19 protein-coding genes are annotated in these 22,328 nt (G+C 58.8%); 12 read left to right on the top strand and 7 right to left on the bottom strand.

Annotation, left to right across the window (positions count from 1 at the left end; translation table 11 throughout):
* Nucleotides 1-194: 194 nt before the first annotated feature.
* On the bottom strand, nt 195-515 hold the full coding sequence (locus tag NMB40_RS16975) for a hypothetical protein (protein ID WP_101099235.1): 321 nt from the start codon (nt 513-515) through the stop codon (nt 195-197).
* A 126-nt stretch (nt 516-641) separates the two neighbouring features.
* Here NMB40_RS16975 and NMB40_RS16970 point away from each other — a divergent pair, with 126 nt between their 5' ends.
* Nucleotides 642-866, top strand: coding sequence for a helix-turn-helix domain-containing protein (locus tag NMB40_RS16970; protein WP_101099236.1), 225 nt, complete (start codon nt 642-644; stop codon nt 864-866).
* A 121-nt stretch (nt 867-987) separates the two neighbouring features.
* Here the strand turns inward: NMB40_RS16970 and NMB40_RS16965 are convergent, their stop codons facing one another.
* Entirely contained in the window at nt 988-1,431 is a 444-nt protein-coding gene (locus NMB40_RS16965; protein WP_101099237.1) for a MerR family transcriptional regulator, read from the bottom strand.
* A gap of 82 nt (nt 1,432-1,513) precedes the next feature.
* Here NMB40_RS16965 and NMB40_RS16960 point away from each other — a divergent pair, with 82 nt between their 5' ends.
* The 10 genes from NMB40_RS16960 (at nt 1,514) to NMB40_RS16915 (ending at nt 16,943) form a co-directional block, all read left to right on the top strand.
* Nucleotides 1,514-2,146, top strand: a complete 633-nt coding sequence (locus NMB40_RS16960; protein WP_101099238.1) for a cation efflux transmembrane domain-containing protein — start codon at nt 1,514-1,516, stop codon at nt 2,144-2,146.
* Between the two features lie 77 nt (nt 2,147-2,223).
* A complete protein-coding gene (locus NMB40_RS16955; RefSeq protein WP_157825118.1) occupies nt 2,224-2,865 on the top strand; it encodes a DsbA family protein in 642 nt (213 codons plus the stop codon).
* 1,605 nt (nt 2,866-4,470) lie between these two features.
* Nucleotides 4,471-6,186 (top strand): phosphoethanolamine transferase, encoded by a 1,716-nt coding sequence (locus NMB40_RS16950; protein ID WP_101099240.1) that lies wholly within the window; start codon nt 4,471-4,473, stop codon nt 6,184-6,186.
* 72 nt (nt 6,187-6,258) lie between these two features.
* Nucleotides 6,259-6,630 carry a diacylglycerol kinase gene (locus tag NMB40_RS16945; RefSeq protein ID WP_101099241.1) on the top strand — a complete coding sequence of 124 codons (372 nt, stop codon included), beginning with the start codon at nt 6,259-6,261 and terminating at the stop codon, nt 6,628-6,630.
* Nucleotides 6,631-7,148: 518 nt separating this feature from the next.
* Nucleotides 7,149-8,402, top strand: a complete 1,254-nt coding sequence (locus NMB40_RS16940) for a TolC family protein (RefSeq protein WP_101099243.1) — start codon at nt 7,149-7,151, stop codon at nt 8,400-8,402.
* On the top strand, nt 8,399-9,652 hold the full coding sequence (locus tag NMB40_RS16935) for an efflux RND transporter periplasmic adaptor subunit (protein WP_494359174.1): 1,254 nt from the start codon (nt 8,399-8,401) through the stop codon (nt 9,650-9,652). Before NMB40_RS16940 ends, NMB40_RS16935 begins: the two co-directional genes overlap by 4 nt.
* Nucleotides 9,653-9,667: 15 nt before the next feature.
* Complete coding sequence (locus tag NMB40_RS16930) at nt 9,668-12,904, top strand: efflux RND transporter permease subunit (protein ID WP_101099244.1); 3,237 nt, start codon at nt 9,668-9,670, stop codon at nt 12,902-12,904.
* A gap of 84 nt (nt 12,905-12,988) precedes the next feature.
* Complete coding sequence (locus tag NMB40_RS16925) at nt 12,989-15,442, top strand: heavy metal translocating P-type ATPase (protein ID WP_232767661.1); 2,454 nt, start codon at nt 12,989-12,991, stop codon at nt 15,440-15,442.
* A 1-nt stretch (nt 15,443) separates the two neighbouring features.
* A complete protein-coding gene (locus tag NMB40_RS16920; RefSeq protein ID WP_054663593.1) occupies nt 15,444-16,163 on the top strand; it encodes a response regulator transcription factor in 720 nt (239 codons plus the stop codon).
* Nucleotides 16,164-16,226: 63 nt separating this feature from the next.
* Entirely contained in the window at nt 16,227-16,943 is a 717-nt protein-coding gene (locus NMB40_RS16915) for a hypothetical protein (RefSeq protein WP_101116303.1), read from the top strand.
* 161 nt (nt 16,944-17,104) lie between these two features.
* Here NMB40_RS16915 and NMB40_RS16910 read toward each other — a convergent pair whose 3' ends face one another.
* From NMB40_RS16910 to NMB40_RS16895, 4 genes are all read right to left on the bottom strand, one after another.
* The gene (locus tag NMB40_RS16910; RefSeq protein WP_101099247.1) at nt 17,105-17,881 is read right to left on the bottom strand and encodes a hypothetical protein; all 777 of its coding nucleotides are present in this window, start codon (nt 17,879-17,881) and stop codon (nt 17,105-17,107) included.
* 451 nt (nt 17,882-18,332) lie between these two features.
* Nucleotides 18,333-18,989 carry a hypothetical protein gene (locus NMB40_RS16905; protein WP_101099248.1) on the bottom strand — a complete coding sequence of 219 codons (657 nt, stop codon included), beginning with the start codon at nt 18,987-18,989 and terminating at the stop codon, nt 18,333-18,335.
* Nucleotides 18,989-20,020 carry an ImmA/IrrE family metallo-endopeptidase gene (locus NMB40_RS16900; protein WP_101099249.1) on the bottom strand — a complete coding sequence of 344 codons (1,032 nt, stop codon included), beginning with the start codon at nt 20,018-20,020 and terminating at the stop codon, nt 18,989-18,991. The genes NMB40_RS16905 and NMB40_RS16900 overlap by 1 nt, the downstream gene beginning before the upstream one ends.
* Nucleotides 20,021-20,050: 30 nt before the next feature.
* Nucleotides 20,051-20,380, bottom strand: a complete 330-nt coding sequence (locus tag NMB40_RS16895; RefSeq protein WP_102946302.1) for a hypothetical protein — start codon at nt 20,378-20,380, stop codon at nt 20,051-20,053.
* Nucleotides 20,381-20,456: 76 nt separating this feature from the next.
* Between NMB40_RS16895 and NMB40_RS16890 the strand changes: the two genes are divergently transcribed.
* The gene (locus NMB40_RS16890) at nt 20,457-21,017 is read left to right on the top strand and encodes a sce7726 family protein (protein ID WP_101099251.1); all 561 of its coding nucleotides are present in this window, start codon (nt 20,457-20,459) and stop codon (nt 21,015-21,017) included.
* Here NMB40_RS16890 and NMB40_RS16885 read toward each other — a convergent pair.
* Nucleotides 21,014-22,033, bottom strand: coding sequence for a beta family protein (locus tag NMB40_RS16885; protein ID WP_494359173.1), 1,020 nt, complete (start codon nt 22,031-22,033; stop codon nt 21,014-21,016). The genes NMB40_RS16890 and NMB40_RS16885 overlap by 4 nt on opposite strands.
* Nucleotides 22,034-22,328: the final 295 nt, after the last annotated feature.

Below are 22,328 nucleotides of genomic sequence, written 5' to 3'. Positions count from 1 at the left end.
CTTGATGCTTTCCGGGAGCAAATGTCACGCCAATTGCCCCATCCTTCGTTCCCACCGGTAACTCGGCAATAGCCAGTGGATGGGTGAGACTAGTTCGACTTGTCATAGTAGTAATGTGCCATCGACATTCTGCGCTCTTGCGCGTCGCTTCGGCCAACCAGAAGGCGGGTGCAGAGAGAGGTGCGGCAATGGATTCAAGGCCACCGGCCGCGCGAGGCTATGAAGAGATGCATGGCCTGACGGGACTCCATAGCCTGCTCAGGAAGTTCAATCTTTCGTTGGTAGCAGATTGAACGGGCATAGGCGATCTGCGCTTTTGTGGGCCTTTTGACATCCCAGTCAAGCATCTCTGGGACCAGTCTAGATAGCTCGGCGGCAAGGCGTCTGGAGAGGGTTCCGGCGTCTCCGCCCTCCTGAAGCTTTGCGAGTTGGCGCCGCAGATCCTGCTCCGACTGTTGGCTCAATGACAGTTCTAAGGTGAACTCTGATTCAGCATCTACCAAGAAGAAGCTCATACCTACCTGCCAAGGTCCGTAAGCGGCGCAGGCCCCCGAATGGGAGGTGGGGAGGGGGCGGCCATTGTCAAATATGCTACCGTAAGTACTGTAGACCAAAAGTACTACGAAACCAAAGCTTAGGGGGTGAAAACTTCCAAGCACCAGTTGGCCCTTGGCGCCGCCGTGAAGGCGAGACGGACGGCGCTGGGCGTCTCTCAGGAAGATTTCGCAGCCCGACTAGGTATGCACCGTACGCAACTTGGGCATATTGAGCAGGGAAAGAAGGACTGCAGGCTCTCTACCGTTATTAGGCTCGCCGATGCGCTTGGTCTATCGGCGTCAGGCCTGCTCCATACTGCGGACCTCTAGCGGTTAGTTTTGAGTGCAGACCCGGTGTTGGTTCCGGGTTTCTTGAAGCGTCTTTGACTATCCTTGCCGGTAGCAGGAAGATCTCTACGTGCTCGGCAAAGGTCAGCGCTCTCAGGGACCTTCACCGTTTCGGGGGCTGAATCCCGCCATGTTTAGCCGGCCCGACTGGCGCCTGCAAAGCGCCGAGGACTCGACACTCGGAAACCAGACCACCTGGACAGTGGGAGAGTATGCGAGTTAGCTCTTTGTTCAGTGCCTGGAGGTCTCTTACCTTCTCCTCAATACTGCGAATCTGACTCCGGACCAACTCATCCACAGCCCCGCACTCCTGGTCGCCATGGGTCTCTAATTCAATGAGATCCCGGATCTGGGCGATGGGGAGTCCAAGCTCTCTGGCACGGCGAACGAAGGCAAGCCTGCGCCGATCAACTTCAGTGTAGTGGCGGTAGTTGGCTTGTGAACGGGCCGGAGACGCAAGGAGGCCAATTTTCTCGTAGTAGCGAATCGTCTCAGCCTTGGTTCCGGTACGGAGTGAGAGTTGGCCGATCGTGAAGACGGTGGACATAGCTTGACCCTCTAGTTGCTACAGGGTTGATAAAGGCAGGATGAGCTGATTTCAACCCCAGAAGCCTTTTATAGGACTCACGATGGACCACTGCTGCGGTAACAAGCGCCAAGAACTCGAGCGGATGGCACAACAGGGCGCTCAGCGCCGCGTGCTGCTATGGGTGATGGCTATCAACTTGGTGATGTTTTTCGTCGAGTTTGGCGCCGGCATAGTCGCCAACTCAAGTGCGCTCCAAGCCGATGCGGTGGACATGCTTGGCGATGCAGCCGTGTACGCGCTCAGTCTCTGGGCCGTGGGGCGTGGTAGTCGGTGGGAGGCAGGCGCGGCCTTGGTAAAGGGCTTCTTGATCCTTGGATTCTTCGTTTTCATTGTCGTCGAGGTCGTGAACAAGATGATCACCGCGGTTCCACCGGCCAGCGGCATCATGCTCATCTTCGGATCAATTGCACTTGTGGCGAACCTATCCTGCTTGGCTTTCCTTTGGCGATTCCGCGCCCTAAACATCAACATGAAGAGCACGTTCGAATGCTCACGTAATGACGTGGCTGCCAACGTGGGCGTTCTCGTAGCCGCGGGCGGGGTGGCCCTCATCGGCAGCGGGTGGCCGGACATCGCCGCAGGATCAATCATCGCCCTGCTCTTTCTTCGATCTGCTGTAAGCGTGATCGTTGAGGCGTGGCCCGCATGGCGCTTGGGAGCCGAGCAGCGTTAGTTGGTACTGCGTCACACCAAGCTACCCGAGCCGCATCGGTCCTTTCAAACACCACAAGGCACACTGGAGCTATTTCAATGAAAGCAGCACGCACGATCATAGCGGTGTTGATACTATCTCTCGCCGCATTTTCCCCCACTTCATTCGCTCGGAGTGCCGAGGGCCCGGCCAATGACCAATCGCCTCAAGCCGGTGTGGTAGTACGGCCTCATTCGCCTGTCATAGGCCCGGTCAATGCGCCCGTCACCATCATCGAGTTCTTCGATCCAGCTTGTGAGGCCTGCCGGGCCATGCATCCAGAGGTCAAAAGGATCCTGAGAGAAAATGCGGATGCTCGGCTGGTGCTTCGCTATACGCCCTTCCACGGGAAGACATCTGTCCTCGGCATAAACATTCTTGAGGCTGCGCGCCAGCAGAACCGGTTTGCGGCCGTTCTCGAAGCGCTAATGGATGCCCAGCCCGCCTGGGCTTCACACGGGCGGGAAGACTCAGCGATTGCTTGGGAATTTGCGCGAAAAGCTGGCTTGGACGTGGCTAAAGCCCGCGCATACATCGCTACGGGCGTAGTGGAAAAAGTGATTGCGGTCGATCTCGCCGACGCGAAGGCTGCAAAGATTGGCGGAACTCCGTCCTTTTTTGTGAACGGAACTCCGCTCCCGCGACTCGATCCCGCACTGCTCAGCCAGTTAGTCCGTACAGAAGTCAAGGCAAAGCGTTAATTTGTCGTCCCGCCCGCATCGCATGTGGTTAGTCCTCAACCCGTTCATTCTTCCGAGCAAGCCGCAGGATGCGACTCATACACGACCGCGCGGTTGATGAACAAGTGCCGGCTTGCTGATGAGCGCCGTCCACGGTATCTTCTCGACCTCAACCGTATTGGTCAGAGCCGCACGTGACTTCCTTCGTCATCCACGCTAAGCGCTACGCTCTGGCACTGCTACTTGCAGTGCTGGTGGTCGTGCCTTTCGTGGATGCGTCGATTTGCTCTTCTGAAGAGCAGGCCCATCAGGACGTAGCAGGGGCAGGCGACGGCCATTCCGACAAGTCACACCCTGCGTGTGGTCATGGGCACTGCCACCACAGCAGCACCTTCGTCGCGTCCAACGGATTCACCAGTGCCGACGCTGCACTAAATGAAGACGGGCATACGTTCTACGAACAGCCTGTGACTTCCCACACGCCCGAAAGGCTGATTAGACCTCCCAGGGCTTGATCGCGACACAGGCGCAGCGCGTCTGCTCGTACTTCTGCGATCACCTTTAACAGGTCTCTCCATGATCAAACTTTGTTGCTGGGCGCTTGGCGCGCCCGGCCGACGCGTGGCTGCTGGTGCAGCCGCCGAACGGCATCGTGCCGCCTTCAAAAAGGTGGACTAAATGCCTCTTCCGATTCCCACCTCTAACCGAGTTTCGTACGGTCAATCTGCCGTGCTGACGACAGCTTCTGTGCTGATCATTCCCGCACGCCCTGGAGACGGTGCTCTATCTCCAGCCGGTGAGGCACGTTTGGCCTCGGTCTTCTCCCCTGAATTCGTGGATACCGCTACCTGGTTGCCGTGGCACAGGGACGGCCTGGTCGTAGGCAGACCTCCGCTACTGACCGGGATTCAAGCCACGCTGGCGCAACTAACCGAAACCTTGCGGACTTCCTTCTTGGGTGCCTCCCGGGTATCAGTCTCTGCGTATGCGTGGATACGTAGTGTCTCAGTGCTTTCAGTCTCACGCGGTGCGTTGAAGAGGCCTTCCCCGGGCATGAGCGCCGTAGGAGTCGTCCAGGCGCTTGCGAGTTCCAAATGGCACAGCGCTTCAAAGCTATTTCCAGGGACTTCCGCGCGAGTAGCCAGACGTACCCGGCCCTCCGCAGCGCATAGACGCTACAAGTGGCTCGGGGAGCATTCGGCTTCGACGCAGTCAGTCGCGACCGGTTATGGATTCGCGCAAGCCAGTCAGCGGCAGCCTGCACTGGTGATGAACTGTAACCGCCACCGACTGCGCAGGCGTCGACTACTTATCGAGGGATCAGCGCTCGGCGACTGTCCCGGTGAAGATCCGAAACCTCGCAAGCTCTCTACCCCAACCAATCGCTACTTCAGGACTCTGCCTCTTGGCGGCGATGCGTCTGCTTGCGCGGACTCAATACAGCGGCCTTATGCATCGCCTCTTGCGAGTGCAGACGCACCTTCTCCCAGACCTGCATCGCATCTCTAAGCGCCCGTTGGAATTAGACCCGCGAGCAGGAACGCCCTTCGACGAGTTGGCGCGGTCTGCGAAGTGCCTCCGCATGCGCCATGAGCGCATTTGGCGGTCGATCAAAAGGAAGCAGCTATGCGTTACATGAAAAAATACCTGAACCACAGTTGGAAGCTTGGTGGGAATGGCTCAAATCCACTAGGACGGCTCGGCCGGCCTCTTCGTGGGCCTCAGGCCGGGATCAACACACTAATCGTGATCGTCGCACTCTACTTCACGTTGTTCCTCAACAACGCCTTCTTTGCAGAGGTAGTTGAAAAGAGTGGTGTGGAGGGTGTGGCGCGAGCGCTGCTTGTCGCGTCTACGGCCGCGCTTCTTACGGCTATGAACGTACTTATTCTTGGGCTTCTGTGCGTCCGATGGACGTTGAAACCGATTGTTGCTTTGCTCCTCATTGTGTCAGCAGCGGCGGCATACAACTCCGACAATTACGGCGTGTACTTCGATTCGAGCATGATTCGAAACGTGCTGAAGACTGACAGCGCGGAGGCCGGAGAGCTGCTGACCTGGGGATTGTTCCTGTCGGTGCTGGTCAAAGGTCTGCTTCCCGCCGTTGCGGTATGTGCGGTACGAATTCGACCTCACTGCACCATGGCGCGCGGACTACTTTCCAGAGCTCTCTTGCTGGGCATGGCTATAGTGGTAGTTGTTGGTGCGGCACTGGCCTCATTCGACAACCTATCCTCGCTTATGCGCAACCACAAGTCAGTCAGATACCTTGCGACGCCCGGGAACTACCTTGCCTCGATAGGGAAGGTCATCAAAGAGGAGACGCGCGCAGAGCGTGGACCGATCAAAGTAGTCGGTCCCGACGCCACGATGGATCCTCATCCACCAGGCGCGAAGCCACACTTTCTTGTCATTGTTGTAGGCGAGACGGTTCGCGCCCAGAACTGGGGGCTGAACGGATACGCTAGGAACACGACACCGCAACTTGAAGCCCTGGACGTCGTGAACTTCACCGACGTGACGGCCTGTGGTTCCAATACCGAGGTGTCCGTTCCTTGCATGTTTTCTATGTATGGAAGGCGAGACTACGACCGAGACAAGATCAAAAGATCCGAGTCGCTTCTGCACGTATTGGAGCGCGCCGGAATCAAGACCCTGTGGCGCGACAACCAGACGGGATGCAAGGGGGTGTGCTCTGATCTTGCATTTGAGTCTTACCGCGTTCCCGCCAAAGATAGTCTATGTGACGATCAGGCTTGTCGCGACGAAATCATGCTGCAGGGATTGCATGACTCCATTGACGACAATCCCGGCGACGTCGTCGTGGTTCTGCATCAGCTTGGTAACCACGGACCTAGCTACTACAAGCGATACCCCGAGAGCCTGAGGAAGTTTACTCCTGACTGCCGCAACGCCGACCTTGGCAAGTGTACTCGCGCCGAGATAGTCAATGCCTATGACAACGCAGTCTTAGCGACGGATGACTTTCTGGCAAAGACAATCCGTATGCTCGAACAGGACAAGAGCCACGATACAGGCTTGATCTATGTATCCGACCACGGGGAGTCATTGGGCGAGGCGAACGTCTATCTGCATGGTCTTCCCTACGCCATTGCCCCGGAGACTCAGATCAAAGTGCCGATGGTGATGTGGATGTCAGAGGGCATGAAGAGCAGCAACAAGCTGGATATTGAATGCGTCCAGGGACGTTCAAGGCTGCCAGCCACTCACGACAACCTCTTCCATTCTGTGCTCGGTCTCATGCAGGTGCGGACAAAAGCGTTGGACCAGAGCCTAAATCTGTTCTCCGGCTGCTCCGTTGGCAGTGTCGCCGCCCCATAACCATTTCTCGGGAGCAGCGCTGCCGGGAGATCCCGGCAGCGCCTCCTAACGGCAGAAGAAGGAAACATCACAATGGCAGACATGTATGGTCATCGTCCACGGAGCATCGCCCGTGTGTTGAAAGCGCTGCGCTGGTCTCTTCAGGGGCTGCGATCGGCCTGGCTGCATGAGTCTTCTTTTAGGCTAGAGGTCGTCATGGCCCTGGCGGCTCTACCCGCCGCAGTCTGGTTAGGCGACTCAGGGGTAGAGCGAGCCCTCTTGGTAGGGAGTGTGCTGTTGGTGCTTGCGTTGGAACTACTGAACTCGGCCATCGAAGCAGTTATTGAACGATACGGGCCGGAGATCCATGAGCTCGCTGGTCGTGCCAAAGACATGGGCTCAGCCGCTGTGTTCGTAGCACTTTGCAATGTCGGACTGACCTGGGCATTCCTCCTCCTAGACTGACCACCTTAGCTCCAAACCTGAACGGAAGCCTAAATCGTGCCAAAAGCGGTCGCTTCCACCCTTCTATGTAATTGTATCCGTCTCAATCAGGTTGATAGCCTTCCCACCATGCGCCGGTCCCTTCCTGCCATTCGTATGTACCTAATGCTGCTGCTTTTGGCGGTATTTGTGGTCGTGCCTGTGGCCGAGTCGTTGGCGTGTGCGCAGGAAGCACCGGCTAGCCAGGGAGATGTTCACGCCCTGAGCAGTGACTCAGACCTGGAATCGGGCAAGGACAAGAGTAAGCAATCATCCGGCGCCGACTCCTGCGGTCACGGGCATTGCCACCACTCAACCGCTAGTCTCCCCGCCGCCGGCCACGACGATCTGCTCGCCAATGGTCGAACCTTGCTGCGCAATACCGAGCACGGGGATGTCTACGCACTTCGACTCGACGGGCCCATGCGCCCCCCCCGTATCTGATCTCGCTCTGCCCCGCGCTAGCGGGTAGTTCGCTCAGATAATTTACGGGAGTTTTTATGTCGATTTTGACAGGTCGGTCGCTATCAGCGACCGGGTTGGCTGTTGCTGTTCTGCTGGCATTGGTGCCTGGCGGGGATGTAGGTGCTCAAACTGCACCGTCTTACGAATCGTTGCTTTCTCGTTTGGACCAGATGCCTGCGTCCGTCCAAGGTGCCGCGCTGGCCGAGGCCGCAGAGGCTCGGGTGCAACAGGCCCGGGCTGTACCCAATCCGACGGTCTCCATCGACGCAGAGAACGCGTACGGTACTGGTGCCTATCGGGGTTTCTCCAACGCTGACACCATTGTGACGCTTTCCCAGCCGCTCGAAATTTGGGGTCAGCGGGGCGCGCGAGTGCGCGCTGCGCGTGCAGAGGCAGGCGCAGCGGGCCTGCGGGGCGATCTGATGCGCAGCGATGCGGCTGGTCGTCTGGCAGCCACGTATGCGGAGGCAGAGGCTGCTCTGCGCCGCTATGAGTTGGCTAGCGAAGCTTTGGCGTTGATTGAACAAGACGCGAAAGCCGTAGGTGCGATGGTTAGCGAAGGTCGGGAACCCAACTTGCGCGGCGTCCAGGCGCGTAGCGAGGTTGCTAACGCGAAGGCCAGCCTGGATGAGGCCGAGGCCTTCCGGGACGCGGCTCTAGCGCGGCTAGCCGGGGTGTCTTTGTTGGATGGCCGGCTTACCGAGATCGGTGAAAGCCTTCTGGATCGCGTGCCATCTCACCCGGTCGCAAACGAGGCCGCCCCGCTCGCTGTTCGAATCGCCCAAGCCGAAGCGGAGGCGTCAGGTCGGCTCATCGATGTCGAGCGTAAGCGCGCTTTGCCACAACTGAGCGCATCTGTGGCTCAAACGCGCTTCCGCCAAGCAGGCGACGAGGCCTACAACGTTGGCATCAGCCTTTCCATTCCCCTGTTTGACCGCAACCGCGGGGCGATTCGGGCTGCATATGCCGAGCAACGTGCAGCTGAGGCGGTTCTAGAGGGTCAGAAGCGTGACAGCGAGGCGGCTCGGTTGGGAGCGGTAGCGAGTCTCAAAGCGTCCAACAGCCGCGCGCGAGCTGCGGATGAGAGCGTACAAGCCGCAGACGAAGCCTATCGGTTGGCCCGCATCGGATTCGAGGCAGGTCGTATATCGCAATTGGAGCTGCGTAGCACCCGATCAACTTTGATTGCTGCGCGTGGCAGCGCTGTAGATGCCCGCCTTAGCCGGGTGACAGCAGAAATCGACCTCGCTCGCCTTGAAGGGCGCGCACCGTTTGTGGAGGCAAAATGAATAAGTACGGAAACAAGACGCTCATCGGAGCGACGCTGGTGGCTGCCTTCCTGCTCACCGGGGGGCTTACCGCATGCAGTGGCGGTGCGGAGGAAACGGAAAAAGCCGCCGGCACCGAGGCCAAGAGTAAGGGCAGCAAAGAAGAAGGGAAGGGTGGTCACGCAGATGAGGCCACGCCTGATGGTGCAGAAGCCCACAATGATGGCGACGGCGACGGTGAACACGGCGAGGAGGAGGCTGAGGAGGGGCTAGTCAAGCTGACGTCCGATCAGATCAAGGCATCTGGCATCGGCGTGGTTGCAGTAGGGCGGGGCGGTGGCGCTTCAACTAGGCTTGCAGGTCGCGTCGAGCCCGCCATCGGGGGGCGCGCAGCGATCGCCTCGACGGTCACTGGCCGGGTTGAGCGCGTACTCGTTGCGCCAGGAACAGCGGTCAAAAGCAATCAACCTCTAGTAGTTGTGGTTAGCGGCGAAGCTGCGACGTTCAAGGCCGCAGCTACTGCGGCGGCGGCAGAGGCAGAAGCTACTCGCTTGGCCTACAGCCGCGATAAATCTCTGGTGGACCAAGGTGTGGTGGCGCGTCAGGAGCTGGAGGCCTCGCGGGCCCGCTCTTTGGCGGCCGATGCTGCGGCCAGTGCTGCCCGTGCTCAAGTCGCTGCCAGCGGCTCTCCGGACAGTTCCGGCCGGGTGACCATCACCAGTCCGGTCGCTGGGTTGGTAGGCAACGTCCAGGTAACACCAGGTGGTGTCGTCTCGCCTGGAACCTTGGTGGCGGAGGTTTCCAATCCCGACATGAATGAACTCGTGTTTACCGCGCCCCCCGCGCTGGCCACCGTCGCCATGCCAGGGATGAAGTTGGAGGTCACGGGCCCCCGAGGTAGCTTCGAGGCTGAAGTAATTGCTGCGGCTGCGAATGTGATGCAGCAGGGTGGCACCGCCACGATTCGTGCCAAGCCAATCTCCGAGAAACTTCCACCGGCCGGCTCCCCCGTTTCGGCACTGATCATTGCCGGTGGTGCCGCCGAAGGTATGAGCGTGCCTGCTGACGCGGTCCAAACCGTTGACGGCAGAAGCGTTGTCTTCGTGGCCGTCGAGGGCGGCTTCAAAGCAACGCCGGTACTCGCCGGGCGCCGTGCAGGCAATCGAATCGAGATCCTTAACGGTCTGACGGGCAGTGAGCGCGTCGTAGGCGCCAACGCCTTCCTGCTCAAAGCCGAACTGGCCAAGGGCGAAGCCGAACACGGCCACTAAGGGAACTCATTCACCATGTTCAACATCATCATCGAAGCAGCGGTCAGGTTCCGCTGGCTCATGGTGTTTCTGGCCGCATTGATTGCCTGCTTTGGCTTGTTCCAACTAAGCAAGCTACCAGTCGATGCCGTACCAGATATCACCAACCGCCAGGTCCAGATCAATACCATCGCCCCAGCCCTGACCCCTGAGCAAATCGAGCGTCAGGTTACGTACCCCTTGGAGACGGCCTTGGCTGGCATCCCGGGGCTGAACACCACCCGTTCGCTATCGCGCAATGGCTTCTCCCAGGTCACTGCAATCTTCACCGACAAGACTGACATCTACTTCGCACGCCAGCAGGTCGCTGAGCGCATGCGGGAAGCGGCCGGGGACCTGCCTGACAATGTCTCACCCATGCTTTCGCCCGTTACTACGGGTTTGGGTGAGGTACTGATGTGGACAGTGGACTTCAGGCCATTCGACCCCAAGAAGCTGGCCAAACCTGGCCAAGCCGGTTGGCACGAGGGCGAGGTCTACCTGACCCCGGAAGGCGATCGCCTTGCTACCGCGCAGGAGCGCGCAACGTATCTGCGTACCGTCCAAGATTGGATTATCGCGCCCCAGATGCGCTCAAGCCCGGGCTTGGCGGGGGTTGATACGGTAGGTGGCTACGTCAAGGAATACGGTATCTACCCCGACAGCGCACGGCTGGCGGCATACCGACTTGGCTTGGCCGATCTCGTACAGGCATTGGAGCGTTCCAACGTTCAAGCAGGTGCGGGCTTCGTTCAACGTGCAGGTGAGGGCCTGGTAGTACGGGCCGACGGCCTTGCGTTGACGACCGACGACTTGGCCCAATCCCCGGTAGCGACCAAGGACGGCGTGGTTATTCGCGTAGCCGATGTAGCAGAGGTCGGTCTGGGTCGTGCCCCGCGGCTGGGCGCGGCTAGCCGTAACGGACATGAGGCCGTGCTTGGCACTGCTCTGATGATCGCCGGAGGTAATAGCCGCACCGTGGCACAGGCGGCCGCTGAGCGTCTGGCGCAGGTCAACGAATCTCTGCCGGCCGATATCTTTGCAGAACCGGTGCTTGACCGAAGCGTGCTGGTCAACTCGACCGTCAAGACGGTCGCCAAGAACCTGACTGAAGGTGCTCTGCTGGTAGTTGTGGTTCTCTTCCTGCTACTGGGAAACTTCCGTGCAGCAGCCATTACCGCGCTGGTGATTCCGCTCTCGTTCCTGTTTGCCGTTATCGGCATGAACAAGTTTGGTATCAGCGGCAACCTGATGAGCTTGGGCGCCCTGGATTTCGGCATTCTTGTAGATGGTGCGGTGATCGTGATCGAGTCCACCCTGCTGATGCTGGGCAAACGCCGAGCAGAACTTGGCCGGCCTCTGAATGCCATGGAACGGCTCCGCGTGGCGGCAGATTCAGCCAAGAAGATGGCGCGTCCTGCGGCGTTCGGGCAGATGATTATTCTGCTGGTGTTCGCACCGATCCTCACCTTGGAGGGCGTTGAAGGTAAGACGTTCCAACCGATGGCAGCTACTTTCATGCTCGCCCTGATTGGCGCATTTATCTTCTCCTTTACCTTCGTGCCTGCAATGGCTGCGCTCCTTGTGAGAGATCCAAAGCCTCATGCGAACAAGGACGGCAAGGATTCTCACGACAATGAAGAGCACGAGACTGCAATCATCCGCGTCCTGAGAAGGCGCATTGAGCCAGCAATCCAAGGTGCCATTCGTAGGCCCAAGGCTGTGCTTGCTGGCGCTCTGATGATGCTTGTGATGGGCGTGGTCGGCTTCACGATGCTGGGTCGGGAGTTCATGCCAACGCTTGATGAGGGAAACCTTGCCATGCAGGCGCTTCGCGTTCCCTCGACGTCCTTGGAGCAATCGCTGGCTATGCAACTGGCGCTGGAGAGGTCCATCGCGGCTGAGCCTGAGGTAGTGACCGTCTTCTCAAGAACAGGTACTGCCGAAGCTGCTATCGATCCAATGCCAACCAACATCTCTGACAGCGTGATCGTGCTCAAACCGCGCAAGGATTGGCCTGACTCTTCCTTGAGCAAGGAGGATCTAATCGCCAGGTTTGAGAAGATCGCAGCCTCGCAGATAGGTAACAGCTTCGAGTTCAGTCAGCCCATCGAACTGCGCTTCAACGAGTTGATCTCGGGTGTGCGTACGGATTTGGCTGTCATGATCTACGGCGACAACTTCGAGCAGCTTCAGGCTGTTGCCGATCAGGTTGCGCTGAAGCTGAGGAACGTGGAGGGCGCTGCGGATGTTCGTGTGGAACAGATCTCTGGTCTGCCCACGCTCAATGTAGCGATCGACCACCTTGCAGCAGCACAGTACGGTCTGACGGCTGCAGATGTTAGCGACGCCCTTGCAACGGGCATCGGCGGCGCGGCGGCCGGCAAGATCTTTGAGGGGGATCGTCGTTTCGATGTCGTCGTTCGCCTCGGAGACGATGCCCGCAATGATCCCGATCAGCTTGCATCACTGCCAATTGCAACTCCCACCGGCGGGATTGTGCCCCTCTCATCTGTTGCACGCATCGACATCAGCGAGGGACCTAATCAGATCAGCCGGAACAACGGTAGCCGGCGTGTAGTGGTTCAGGCCAATGTACGCGGCCGTGACTTGGGCGGGTTCGTAGGTGAAGCCCAAGCTGCAGTGAAGGATGTTCAGTTGCCCCCGGGTGCACACATGACTTGGGGCGGGCAGTTCGAGAACCTCCAGCGGGCGGAAAAGCGACTCTTGACCGTCGTGCCGATCGTGTTCCTGCTGATCGGTAGCCTGTTGTTCATGGCACTGGGCAGTGCAAAGGAAGCGGGCCTCGTGTTCAGCTGCGTTCCGCTAGCACTGGTCGGCGGCATTCTCGCTTTGCTCGTTCGTGGCATGCCGTTCTCGGTGTCTGCTGCAGTCGGATTCATTGCGGTTTCTGGCGTGGCAACGCTGAATGGTCTGGTGCTCATGCAGGCTATTCGAGAGCGCCTGGACGCCGGCGATAGCCCTCTGATTGCTGCGATGAATGGCGCCGGCAGCCGAATTCGGGCCGTGGTGACCACCGCGTTGGTCGCCATCGTCGGCTTCATTCCGATGGCTATTGCGAGTGGTTCGGGTGCCGAAGTGCAGAAGCCTCTGGCTACGGTGGTCATTGGTGGCTTGTTGACTGCAACGGTCTTGACGCTGCTTGTCTTGCCGACCTTCGCGGGGCGACTGGCCAAGTCAGATCCTAAGGTGGAGCCGGAGACCGCCCACTGATTGAATGAGTGTTTGGGCCCGGCAGCGCATCTGCCTGCCGGGCCTCCCGATCCAATCTCTTGACGTTGGAGGCAATACGTGAACATGACCACAGAAGTCGAACTGCCGGTCGTACTCCCCGGCGTACCTCAAGAGGACCACTGCGTACAGAGACTGGCCGATGAGCTGGAGGAAATGGCCGGTATATCACGCGTGCATCTGCGCGGGGTAAGCGCAGGAGCTCCGGAGGCCCTATGCATTCACTATGACCCCGAGCTGATCTCACTTCAGCGCGTGCGCGAACTAGCGTCGTCTATGGGGATTGGCCTGGGTGAGCGATACGGCCATCTGTCCTTGGAGATGGACTCGTCCGTGCATGCCCGCAAGGCAAGGACGATCGCGGGGCAGCTACAAGCTATACCCGGTGTCGTTGAAGCGACCACCAGCCCTGCTGGAAGGGTGAACATCGAGTACGACCGGACCCAGACAGGAGAAGCTGATCTGAGGGCGAAGCTCGAGGATTTTGGAGTGGGAAGGAGCGGCCCCGCCCCCGACCAAGGCGCGCAAGGTCAGCACGAAGGTCACAATCATAAGGATGGGCAGGACCATGCTCATTCCCATGGTGGAATCCTTGGTGCCAACAGTGAGCTACTGTTCTCACTCGCATGTGGCCTGCTCCTCCTGATTGGCTTTGCACTTGAAAAGCTCGGCTTGCTCGCAAACGACTGGGTCCCTACTTCTCTTTACGTGGCTGCCTACCTGTTCGGAGGTTGGTTCACGCTCCGCGAAGCTATTGAGAACATCAAGCTAAAGCGCTTTGAGATCGACACGTTGATGCTTGTTGCGGCGGCAGGTGCTGCTGCGCTGGGCGCATGGGCAGAGGGCGCACTGCTTCTGTTCCTCTTCAGCCTCGGCCACGCGCTCGAACACTATGCGATGGGCCGCGCAAAGAGAGCGATTGAGGCGCTTGCCAAGTTGGCCCCGGAGACAGCCAGGGTTGTCAAAGACGGGAAGGTCACTGAAGTCCAGGTTGAGTCGCTGATACCTGGAGACGTGGTGGTTGTTCGTCCCAATGATCGGATGCCGGCGGACGGATTCGTTGTTAAAGGAACCAGCAGCGTTGATCAAGCGCCTGTAACCGGTGAGAGCATCCCGGTAGATAAGCTGCCGGTAGGTGATCGTGCGCTGGCGCGGGTGCGTCCGGACTCCGTTGAGATGCAGTCCCGCGTCTTCGCCGGCACCATTAACGGCTCCGGCGCAATGGAAGTTGAGGTGACCCGCCGATCAGGGGAGTCGGCCTTGGCCCGCGTCGTCAAGATGGTGAGTGAGGCCGAGACCAGAAAGTCGCCAACTCAACGCTTCACCGACAAATTCGAAAGAGTATTCGTTCCGGCAGTTCTGATTCTGGCAGTGCTGTTGCTTTTCTCGTGGGTAGTGATCGACGAGCCATTCCGAGATAGCTTCTATCGAGCGATGGCAGTACTGGTCGCGGCAAGCCCGTGCGCACTGGCTATTGCCACACCAAGTGCCGTTCTGGCCGGTATTGCTAGAGCGGCCCGGGGCGGAGTGCTCATCAAGGGTGGCGCCCCGCTAGAAGAACTGGGAATGGTTCGCGCCATCGCGTTTGACAAGACTGGAACCCTCACCGAGGGAAAGCCGCGAATCACCGACATTAAGGTGATGCAAGGCTCTACAGAGCAGGAACTGCTGCAGGTTGCGGTCGCCGTAGAGGCCTTGAGTGATCACCCACTGGCGGCAGCCATTGTTCGAGATGGCAACGCTCGCTTGGGAGAGGTTCCCGTGCCAGTAGCCACGGATCTCGCTAACTTCACTGGAAGCGGGGTTCAGGCGAGGGTGAATGGCCTAAACGTCTGGATCGGAAAGGCAGAGATGTTCGGCACCGGCGGCATCAGCACCCTGACTGCGGAGGCGCAGTCGGCCATCGACGAGCTTCGCAACGTTGGACGAACCACGATGGCAGTTCGCCTAGGTGACCGTGATATCGGTGTCATTGGCCTTATGGATACGCCGCGCCCAGAAGCACGAGAAGCATTGGACAAGCTGCGAAGCTTGGGCATCCAGCGGATGATCATGATTTCCGGCGACCATCAGACAGTGGCACAGGCCGTGGCAACGGACGTGGGCCTAGACGATGCTTGGGGCAATCTAATGCCCGATGACAAGGTGAAGGCCATCCGCCAGCTCAAGGATACGGAGCGAGTGGCGATGGTTGGTGATGGTGTGAACGACGCGCCTGCGATGGCGAGTGCGAGCGTCGGCATCGCGATGGGCGCCGCGTCCTCGGACGTTGCTCTGGAGACGGCCGACGTAGCACTCATGTCCGAAGACTTGAGGCAGGTAGCGTTCTCAGTGGCGCTTAGTCGACGCACCCGAAGTGTGATCCGCCAGAACGTTTACGTGAGCCTGGGCGTAGTGGCGGTGTTGGTGCCTGCGACAGTCATGGGTCTTGGGATTGGTCCTGCTGTAGCAGTGCATGAGGGATCGACTCTGTTGGTCGTGTTCAATGCGCTGAGACTCCTCGGCTACCGCCAATCCTGACATGCGCATTCTATTGATTGAGCGCGACCTCAAGGACGCAGCGCAAATTCTGGACTACTTCGAGTCCCGTGGTCATCAGCTTGATGTAGTGGCCGATGGTCTGGCGGGCCTACATCTGGCGGCTACCAATCTATACGACGCAGTCGTGCTTGACTGGTTGCTTCCTCGCATGGAAGGACTGGAGGTTCTTAAAAGGATGCGGCTTGACCACGGTGTTCCAGTGCCGGTTTTGATGCTGACCGCGAAGGACGACCTTTCGGACAAGATCACCGCGTTCCGCTCTGGTGTCGACGACTATGTAACCAAACCTTTTGATCTCACCGAGCTTGAGGTTCGACTGGAGGCCTTGGTCACTCGCACAGAAGGGCGGGTGACAAGGAGACAACTGGTGGTTGGAGATCTGACGTTAGATCTTAGGACATTGGAAGCTACAAGGGCTGGAAGGCGACTGCATCTTTATCCAGCTTGCCGGAAGCTCCTTGAGGCGCTGATGCGGGCAAGTCCTGCCGCTGTCACCAGGCAGCAACTGGAGAGCCGGCTTTGGGGCGATAACCCTCCTGACGACGACCTTCTGCGTTCACAGATGTCCAGCCTTCGCCGAGCTCTTGACGGCCCGTTTGATGAGAAAATGATCCAAACGTTGCCGCGCTTTGGTTATCGGCTGATATCAGTATCGGCACCTGTGCACTCGCCCCCTGCTAATGGTGAGGAGCAGCCATGATCTCGGAAAGGTCAGTGCAAACGTGGTGCGGCCAACTTCTTGGCTGTGGGCGCTGAGCGGCTCATGAGCATGTTGAAGCTCTCGGCTCTTCCGCTTGCTGCGTTCATGGGCGCAGCAATTTGGGGCGCTGCAGCCATGGTGCCGTTCGCACCAGGGCCGGACGAAGATATGTTCTGGATACCGGTGTCCTTAGCACTTACGAGCGCGGCGATAGCATCGGTTGCCGCAATCCTGCAAGACATGTTCTTGTTCGGACTGAAGAGATGGAGAGGCTTCAGTAAGGCCTACCCCAGTCTTTGCTCTGAGTTGGTCCCTTTCGTACTGTTCCCGATCGGTCTCACTCTTTCCGGAGCCGCAGCGTTCGATCCAATATTGCTGAGCTCTGTTCTTCTTTTGATTGGATTGTCATTTGGGGAGACGCTAACGTCTGCCGCGTACTACAGAGCTCGGGCAATGCCCACAGCGCTAGTAGTTTTTGTTGAGTGCAGCGCCCTCGTGTTTGCAGCATACATGTACCGGAAGGGCGTGCTAACAAACGTCAGCGTTACTAGCCGATCTTGGTTTGCGACATCTGTTGCATCCATGGGTCTGCTTTCGTTCCTTGTGGGCCGGTATTGGACAAATCTTCTGCGCGATTCTGAGGTGAAGTTCTCGCCCTTACTCAAGCGGCTCCTGGTAACCTTCATAGCTGAGGGGTCGACAACGGAATGGAGTCAATGGAGGCTGAAGCAACGTACGAAGAAGCGGAAACTTCCACAGAATCGGTCGAAATCGGCTTGAAAATTAGCTCTAGCTCTCCTCTGAGCGGACGAGGTAAGCACATATTCCAAACTTTGGGCGGCGGTGAGATGGCCGGATTTGAATCCTCGCTGGAGCGGTACTGGCTCCGGCTAGGCTACGTACCGCGATGTACCCACCACCTCGTTTCCCGTTAGAGTCTGCTACTGAGTCATGCGTTTTGCGTCAAATCCGCTGACGTCAAATTCGGCCATGACCGAGCCTTGCTGATACACATTGAACTCCACTCGGAGGCGCTTGGCTTTACCCAGCTTACTCGTGAGGGTCTTGTATCCCGGGATGAAGACCATCTCGCTGCTGTTGTCGGATGGCTCAGTTCCGGTGAAGGTTTTGGCGGACTCATCGTCGAATCGGATACGCACGGGGCAGGAGCTGAAGCTATGGCACAGGATCTGCCCCTTCTCGATGCTGACCATTACATCGTTGCCCCATCGAGGGTGACGCCTGATCGTGAGCTCTGCCTTCTGCCGGCCTGAGTAGGGGAAGTCAAAGTTGAAGCTGTTGGTGCTGGTTACCCGTGCCGTGCGGACGGGTTTTCCCGACATGTCATCCTGCTGGGTGGAATAGGACCACTGCAGGCCTATCGGGTTAAGCTCGGCGTGGAGTTGAGCCTCCAGCTTCGGCCGCATTGCATCAGCCTCCTTGGCTTGGGCCGAGCCGGCATGATTCTTGAGGATCAGCGTGAGGTTCGCCAAGCGTTCGGAAGTTGGCCGGGCCTGGTCCTTTGCGGCAGCCAGAAGTTCGGGCGCAGACACCTCGACCGTTGTTGCCTTCGCAGCGCTCTGGTCCGATGCGTGACCGGAGGCTGCCCCGCTCTGGCTGGCAGTGCCGCGGCTTGCCGATGGAGTGGCTACTTTCGTCTCGGGCCCCATGCCGTAGCCCAAGACCAACAGGACGAGAAGGCCGACGAGTCCAAGCATAACGAATGTTCCACAGCCCGACTTCTTCGGTGCTGGGCGCGGTGCCGGAATGGAGGTCGCAACAGGCGCTGCTGGCGCGGCTCGGTTCAGATCTGAAGACGGGCCCAGCGGTGTTGGAGTTGGGATGCCAGGAGTCGGGTTGACTCCTGCGGACATCGGGAATCCACAATTCGGACAAGCCGAAGCCTGATCACTGATTTGCTTGCCACATTCGCGGCAGTTCACCAAAGCCATGGCACCCCCTGTGCACACTTTGCCGAAGACAACGCTGTTCCAGGCCGAGGTGTTGCCCTCGGCAGTCCAGCCCTACGCGAATCGTAGCAGCGCATCGGCTGACGCGGCCATAGGACATGACGTACAGAATTTATAAAAAGCGACAATGCACTGCTGCTGCTGTAGGGAAGGTCACTACATCCCTAAGCGCCTTCGCAGAATGCAGGAAGACGGGTTGCTACCGGGAAACCGCGGCCACGTAAGGAGATTGATACTTTCCTGCGGTCCTGTGATGCAGGTCATTTAGGTAGCTTAATAGCCCATCAGAGATGGCTTGTTCGTCAGCCGCCACGGACCTTCCGAAGATGCTGGACAGGGCGCTGTTGACGTCCGGACGGGATCTTACCTTGGCCGATACATAGGCCAACCCGAAGTGGCCGATGATGATTGCGATGGCGTCCTCCAGGCAGAGGATCTGAGCCCAGCTGAAACTTCCTTCCACCGTCCCGCCGACCTTGCACAGCGCAACGAGCGATCGCTTGTCGCCGGTGATCAGGCCGGCGCTACTGTCCTCACAGAGCGCGGCAAACAGGGCCAGCTCTCCGCCATCTATGTCCGGTGTGCCATCCAGCAGGGCGTAGTTCGCCGATTCAACCAGAACCACGACCTCGCTCGCCTGCGCTACGAGTAGGTTGAGCTGCTCAACCGCCAGCGCGCTCCCCAGTTTGGCAAGCGCCTTGGCGGGATTGGCTGCGTGCAGCTGGAACCGCAGCTGGGCCAGGATCGAAAAGTCCCGAAGCTCGACCCGCAGGGCGGTGGCCATGTCCTGAAGGAGGCCGTACTGACAAAGCGCTTTGGCGGCGTCACTGTCCAAGAGGTAGTGCTTGGCGCTCATCAGAATCCTTGCATGCTGAGCAGGTAGGCGCGATTGTCGTCCGTGAGCCTGTCAACATCGCAGTTGGCCAGGAAGCGATCCTTGAGCAGTTCCTTTGCGTTGGCCTGGTCTGGGAAGTAGCCAAGGGCCTGATTAGCCAACAGCCAGTCATCATGATCGCGTGCGTAGCTCAAGATGATGTGTCCTGGGTCGACACTGAGGCTGTCGCCGAGACTCATGGCCATGTTTACCAGCTGGGCAGCCGACATCGTGCCGTGGTTATCGAGGGGAAGGGTAAGTCGCCCGTTGCGTAGCATGGCCAGTGCAAACTGATCGGCCTGGCGCTCCTCTGCGTCGCCATGCTGATCCGCCTCACGCTCGATAGCCTCCGTGATGGCGTCCATTCCCTCATCGATCAGCACGCCGGTACCGGCGACGTGGCCAAGGCAGATATGGGCCAGTTCGTGGGCTAGCACGAACAGCTGCTTTGCATTCTGGCCAGACTGGAAGCCTAGGACGATCACCGGCCTGTCTTCAATCCGCATGGCCATACCGGTAATGCGTTTGCTGCCGCGGGGGAGCTCCTTCAAGAACAGCACGGGGATACCGTGCTGCCAGCAGAAATCCAGCAACGACCCGAATCCTATTGCCGCAGCCCCGGTCGAGGTGCGCACCCTCTTGGACAGCTCCTTGGGGTCTGCCGGGAGCGGGTCGGCGGTGCCATCAGTGCAATACAGCGCAAGCTTGCCCAGGGCCATGCCCAGGCTCGAGCAGACCTGCAGCTCGCTCACCAGCGTGGCAGATCTCTTTTTGTAACGGGCAGGGCGATTTGAGGCGAGCACTTCAAGCTCACCGCTGTCACCAAATCGGACATCCAAGCCAAGCCGTTGCTTGAGTATCGAGGCAAACTCGATAGCCCCGCTGCTTGTCTTGAAAAGTGCGTTGTCCCACCAGTCCGGTAAAAGGCGAGATACAAAACTCTTAGGGTAGCCGGCCGCGCCGAGCGCGTGATATGCGCTCTTGACCGTCACCGTTGGCGTGTTCTTGTTCATCCTTGGCCTCCGTTGGGCCTAGGCCAATTCTTACATGTGGGCCCGCTGGTGGGCAAAAAGAAGCTTCGCCAGGCGATGAGCGTGCCCGTCGGTTCCATCCCATACAGCCGACAGAGCATCCATCAACACCTTGGACTCCCCGGGATCACTGGTGCCCTCGTATGCATCAATGCCTGCATATTTGCATAGATGCTTCAATGTCCGAGTAACGCGCTTGGGCCCACCGAACAAATTCCGGTAGACCTGAGGCTGGCCAATGCTCGCAGCGCGGGCAATCGCAGAACTGGTGGTGAGCCCGTCTGCCTCAAACCTTCCACGCAACTCCAGAGCCAGGCGGTGCGGCTGCTTCAGACGTTTCATGCAAATAGATATTGTGAAGTGCATATAAGCATAACTATGATATCCTCCCGCTGTACACCCCTCCGCCTTGGTTCCCATGAGAGAGCTACAGATCAAACAGGCTTTGGCCGGCCATCTGGCGAGGCAATCTGCTGTCCAAGCGATCTCGCTGCTGGAAGAGCTGCGGCTGCACGGTGGGGAGGTGCGGGCCGATCTGGTGCTGGTTGAGGATATGCATTGCTTTGAGATCAAGAGCGAGGCCGATAGCCTGTCCCGGCTGATCAATCAAGGCTCTCGTTACGGCTGGGTCTTCGATCGGGTCACCTTGGTCATGGCCCCCTGCCACGTGGCCAAGGCTATGGACCTGTTGCCGCCTTGGTGGGGTGCAATGGTGGTCGACGCTGAGACGGGTACCTTCCAGTGCTTGCGCGAGGCGGGCTTGAATGTCCGGCACAAGGCCGCATCCCTCGCTTCCATCCTGAACAAGGAGGAGGCATTGGAGGTACTGCGCTTGGAAGGGCAATTGAGAGGCTGGAAGAGCAAGAGCCTGTACCTGATCCAGCAGCACATCACCGAGACGCTGAGTCTGGAGGAGATCAAGGCACACATTCGCACTGCGCTGCTCGTGCGGGCGAACAGCGCAGTGGCGCTCCACTAATACTGTTTTTTCAGCACATAGCTGATGTGATGTGTCCAGAACTCAGAGATGTGCAGATGGCCGCCGGCTTTGTTCTTCAGCGGAACGGCTGGATCGACCCGATCTGCAATCAGGCGATCGCCGAATGAGAACGGGGCTCCCAAGAATTCGTTGGCATACACCGTGGTCATGACCTTGGAGATGGCGATCGACTCGGCCTTGGTGGCGTTCTGACCGCGTATGATGCGCCACTTGTCATTCAGGGCGTAGCGAATGATGACCCGATTGCCTCGCCGCTTGAGCGTCTCTTCGGACCAGTTGGGGTTGAGCGGTCCATAGTCGGCGAAGCCAATGAGCGTGTCCGGTGCCAACGCATTGATCTGCGTCCATAGCTCCCAGTCCTTGCGCTTTACCTCGCCAGCACCATTGATGTGAGCCAGCGATACAGGGAAGGAACCCGACGCAAGGTGCACGTGCTTGAAGCCCTGGCCCTTCAGCGCCTGCAGGGAAGCCGCTAGCACCGGTCGGTTTGCAGCAGAGATCGCCGGCGTCTGGCCCAAGTCGACGATGAGTCGCTCCACCCGTTGTCGTAGTCCGGGGACTTCAAGGGCGGCCTTAACAATCAGGATTGCGCCTGGCGCATCGCCTGGCTCAGGGAGGCGCAGACGAAGGGCTATCTTCCTGTTGCCCAGGGATGGCCCAATGGCCGGGAAGTCCTTTGCCGCGGTGGCGGGGTTGAGGACCGGCGTGACCAGCTTGCCTGAGCCGCCTACCACCTTTAAGAACTCGTTGAGTTCCTTGATGCGGCTGGCATTGAGGTCGCCATCCGGATTGGAGTAATCAATCAGCGCTGGCTGCTTCCATACATCAGCATAGGATTCGAGCATGGATGCGTGCTGCCCAGGCAAGCGAACCTCGATGCACGGCAGGGTTCGCCCCACCACTGGAGCAACCAGCTCGGACAATGCGCGCTGCTCGAATTTCTGCCACTTGATGATCGGAACATATTGCGGATGCGTGTCGAATCGAGCCGCCATGGCCCCCTCCTTGGCAGTTAATATGTCCTGGCGAGCCATTGGTGGACATCGCCAGCAATATCACTCCTGAAGGAAACTCCCTCCATGGAGTAGCCCAGATACTCTTAGGGTTTTGAGAAAGAGTCAAATCACCCGACCCAAAGACCGAGCGCCATTTCATTTAGGCAAATGCCGGCTTCTCTCCATGCTCTTCAGCTGGCAAGCCCGTAACCCCGCACCGGTGCCCAATGCAATTGACACGGAGTGTGTGATGTCCGCAGCGGTACGCCACCGCCCAAAAATTTTAGGCTGGAAG

It is taken from the genome of Stenotrophomonas sp. FBCC-B152 (assembly GCF_059134105.1).
This window is presented reverse-complemented; position numbering and strand designations above follow the sequence as displayed.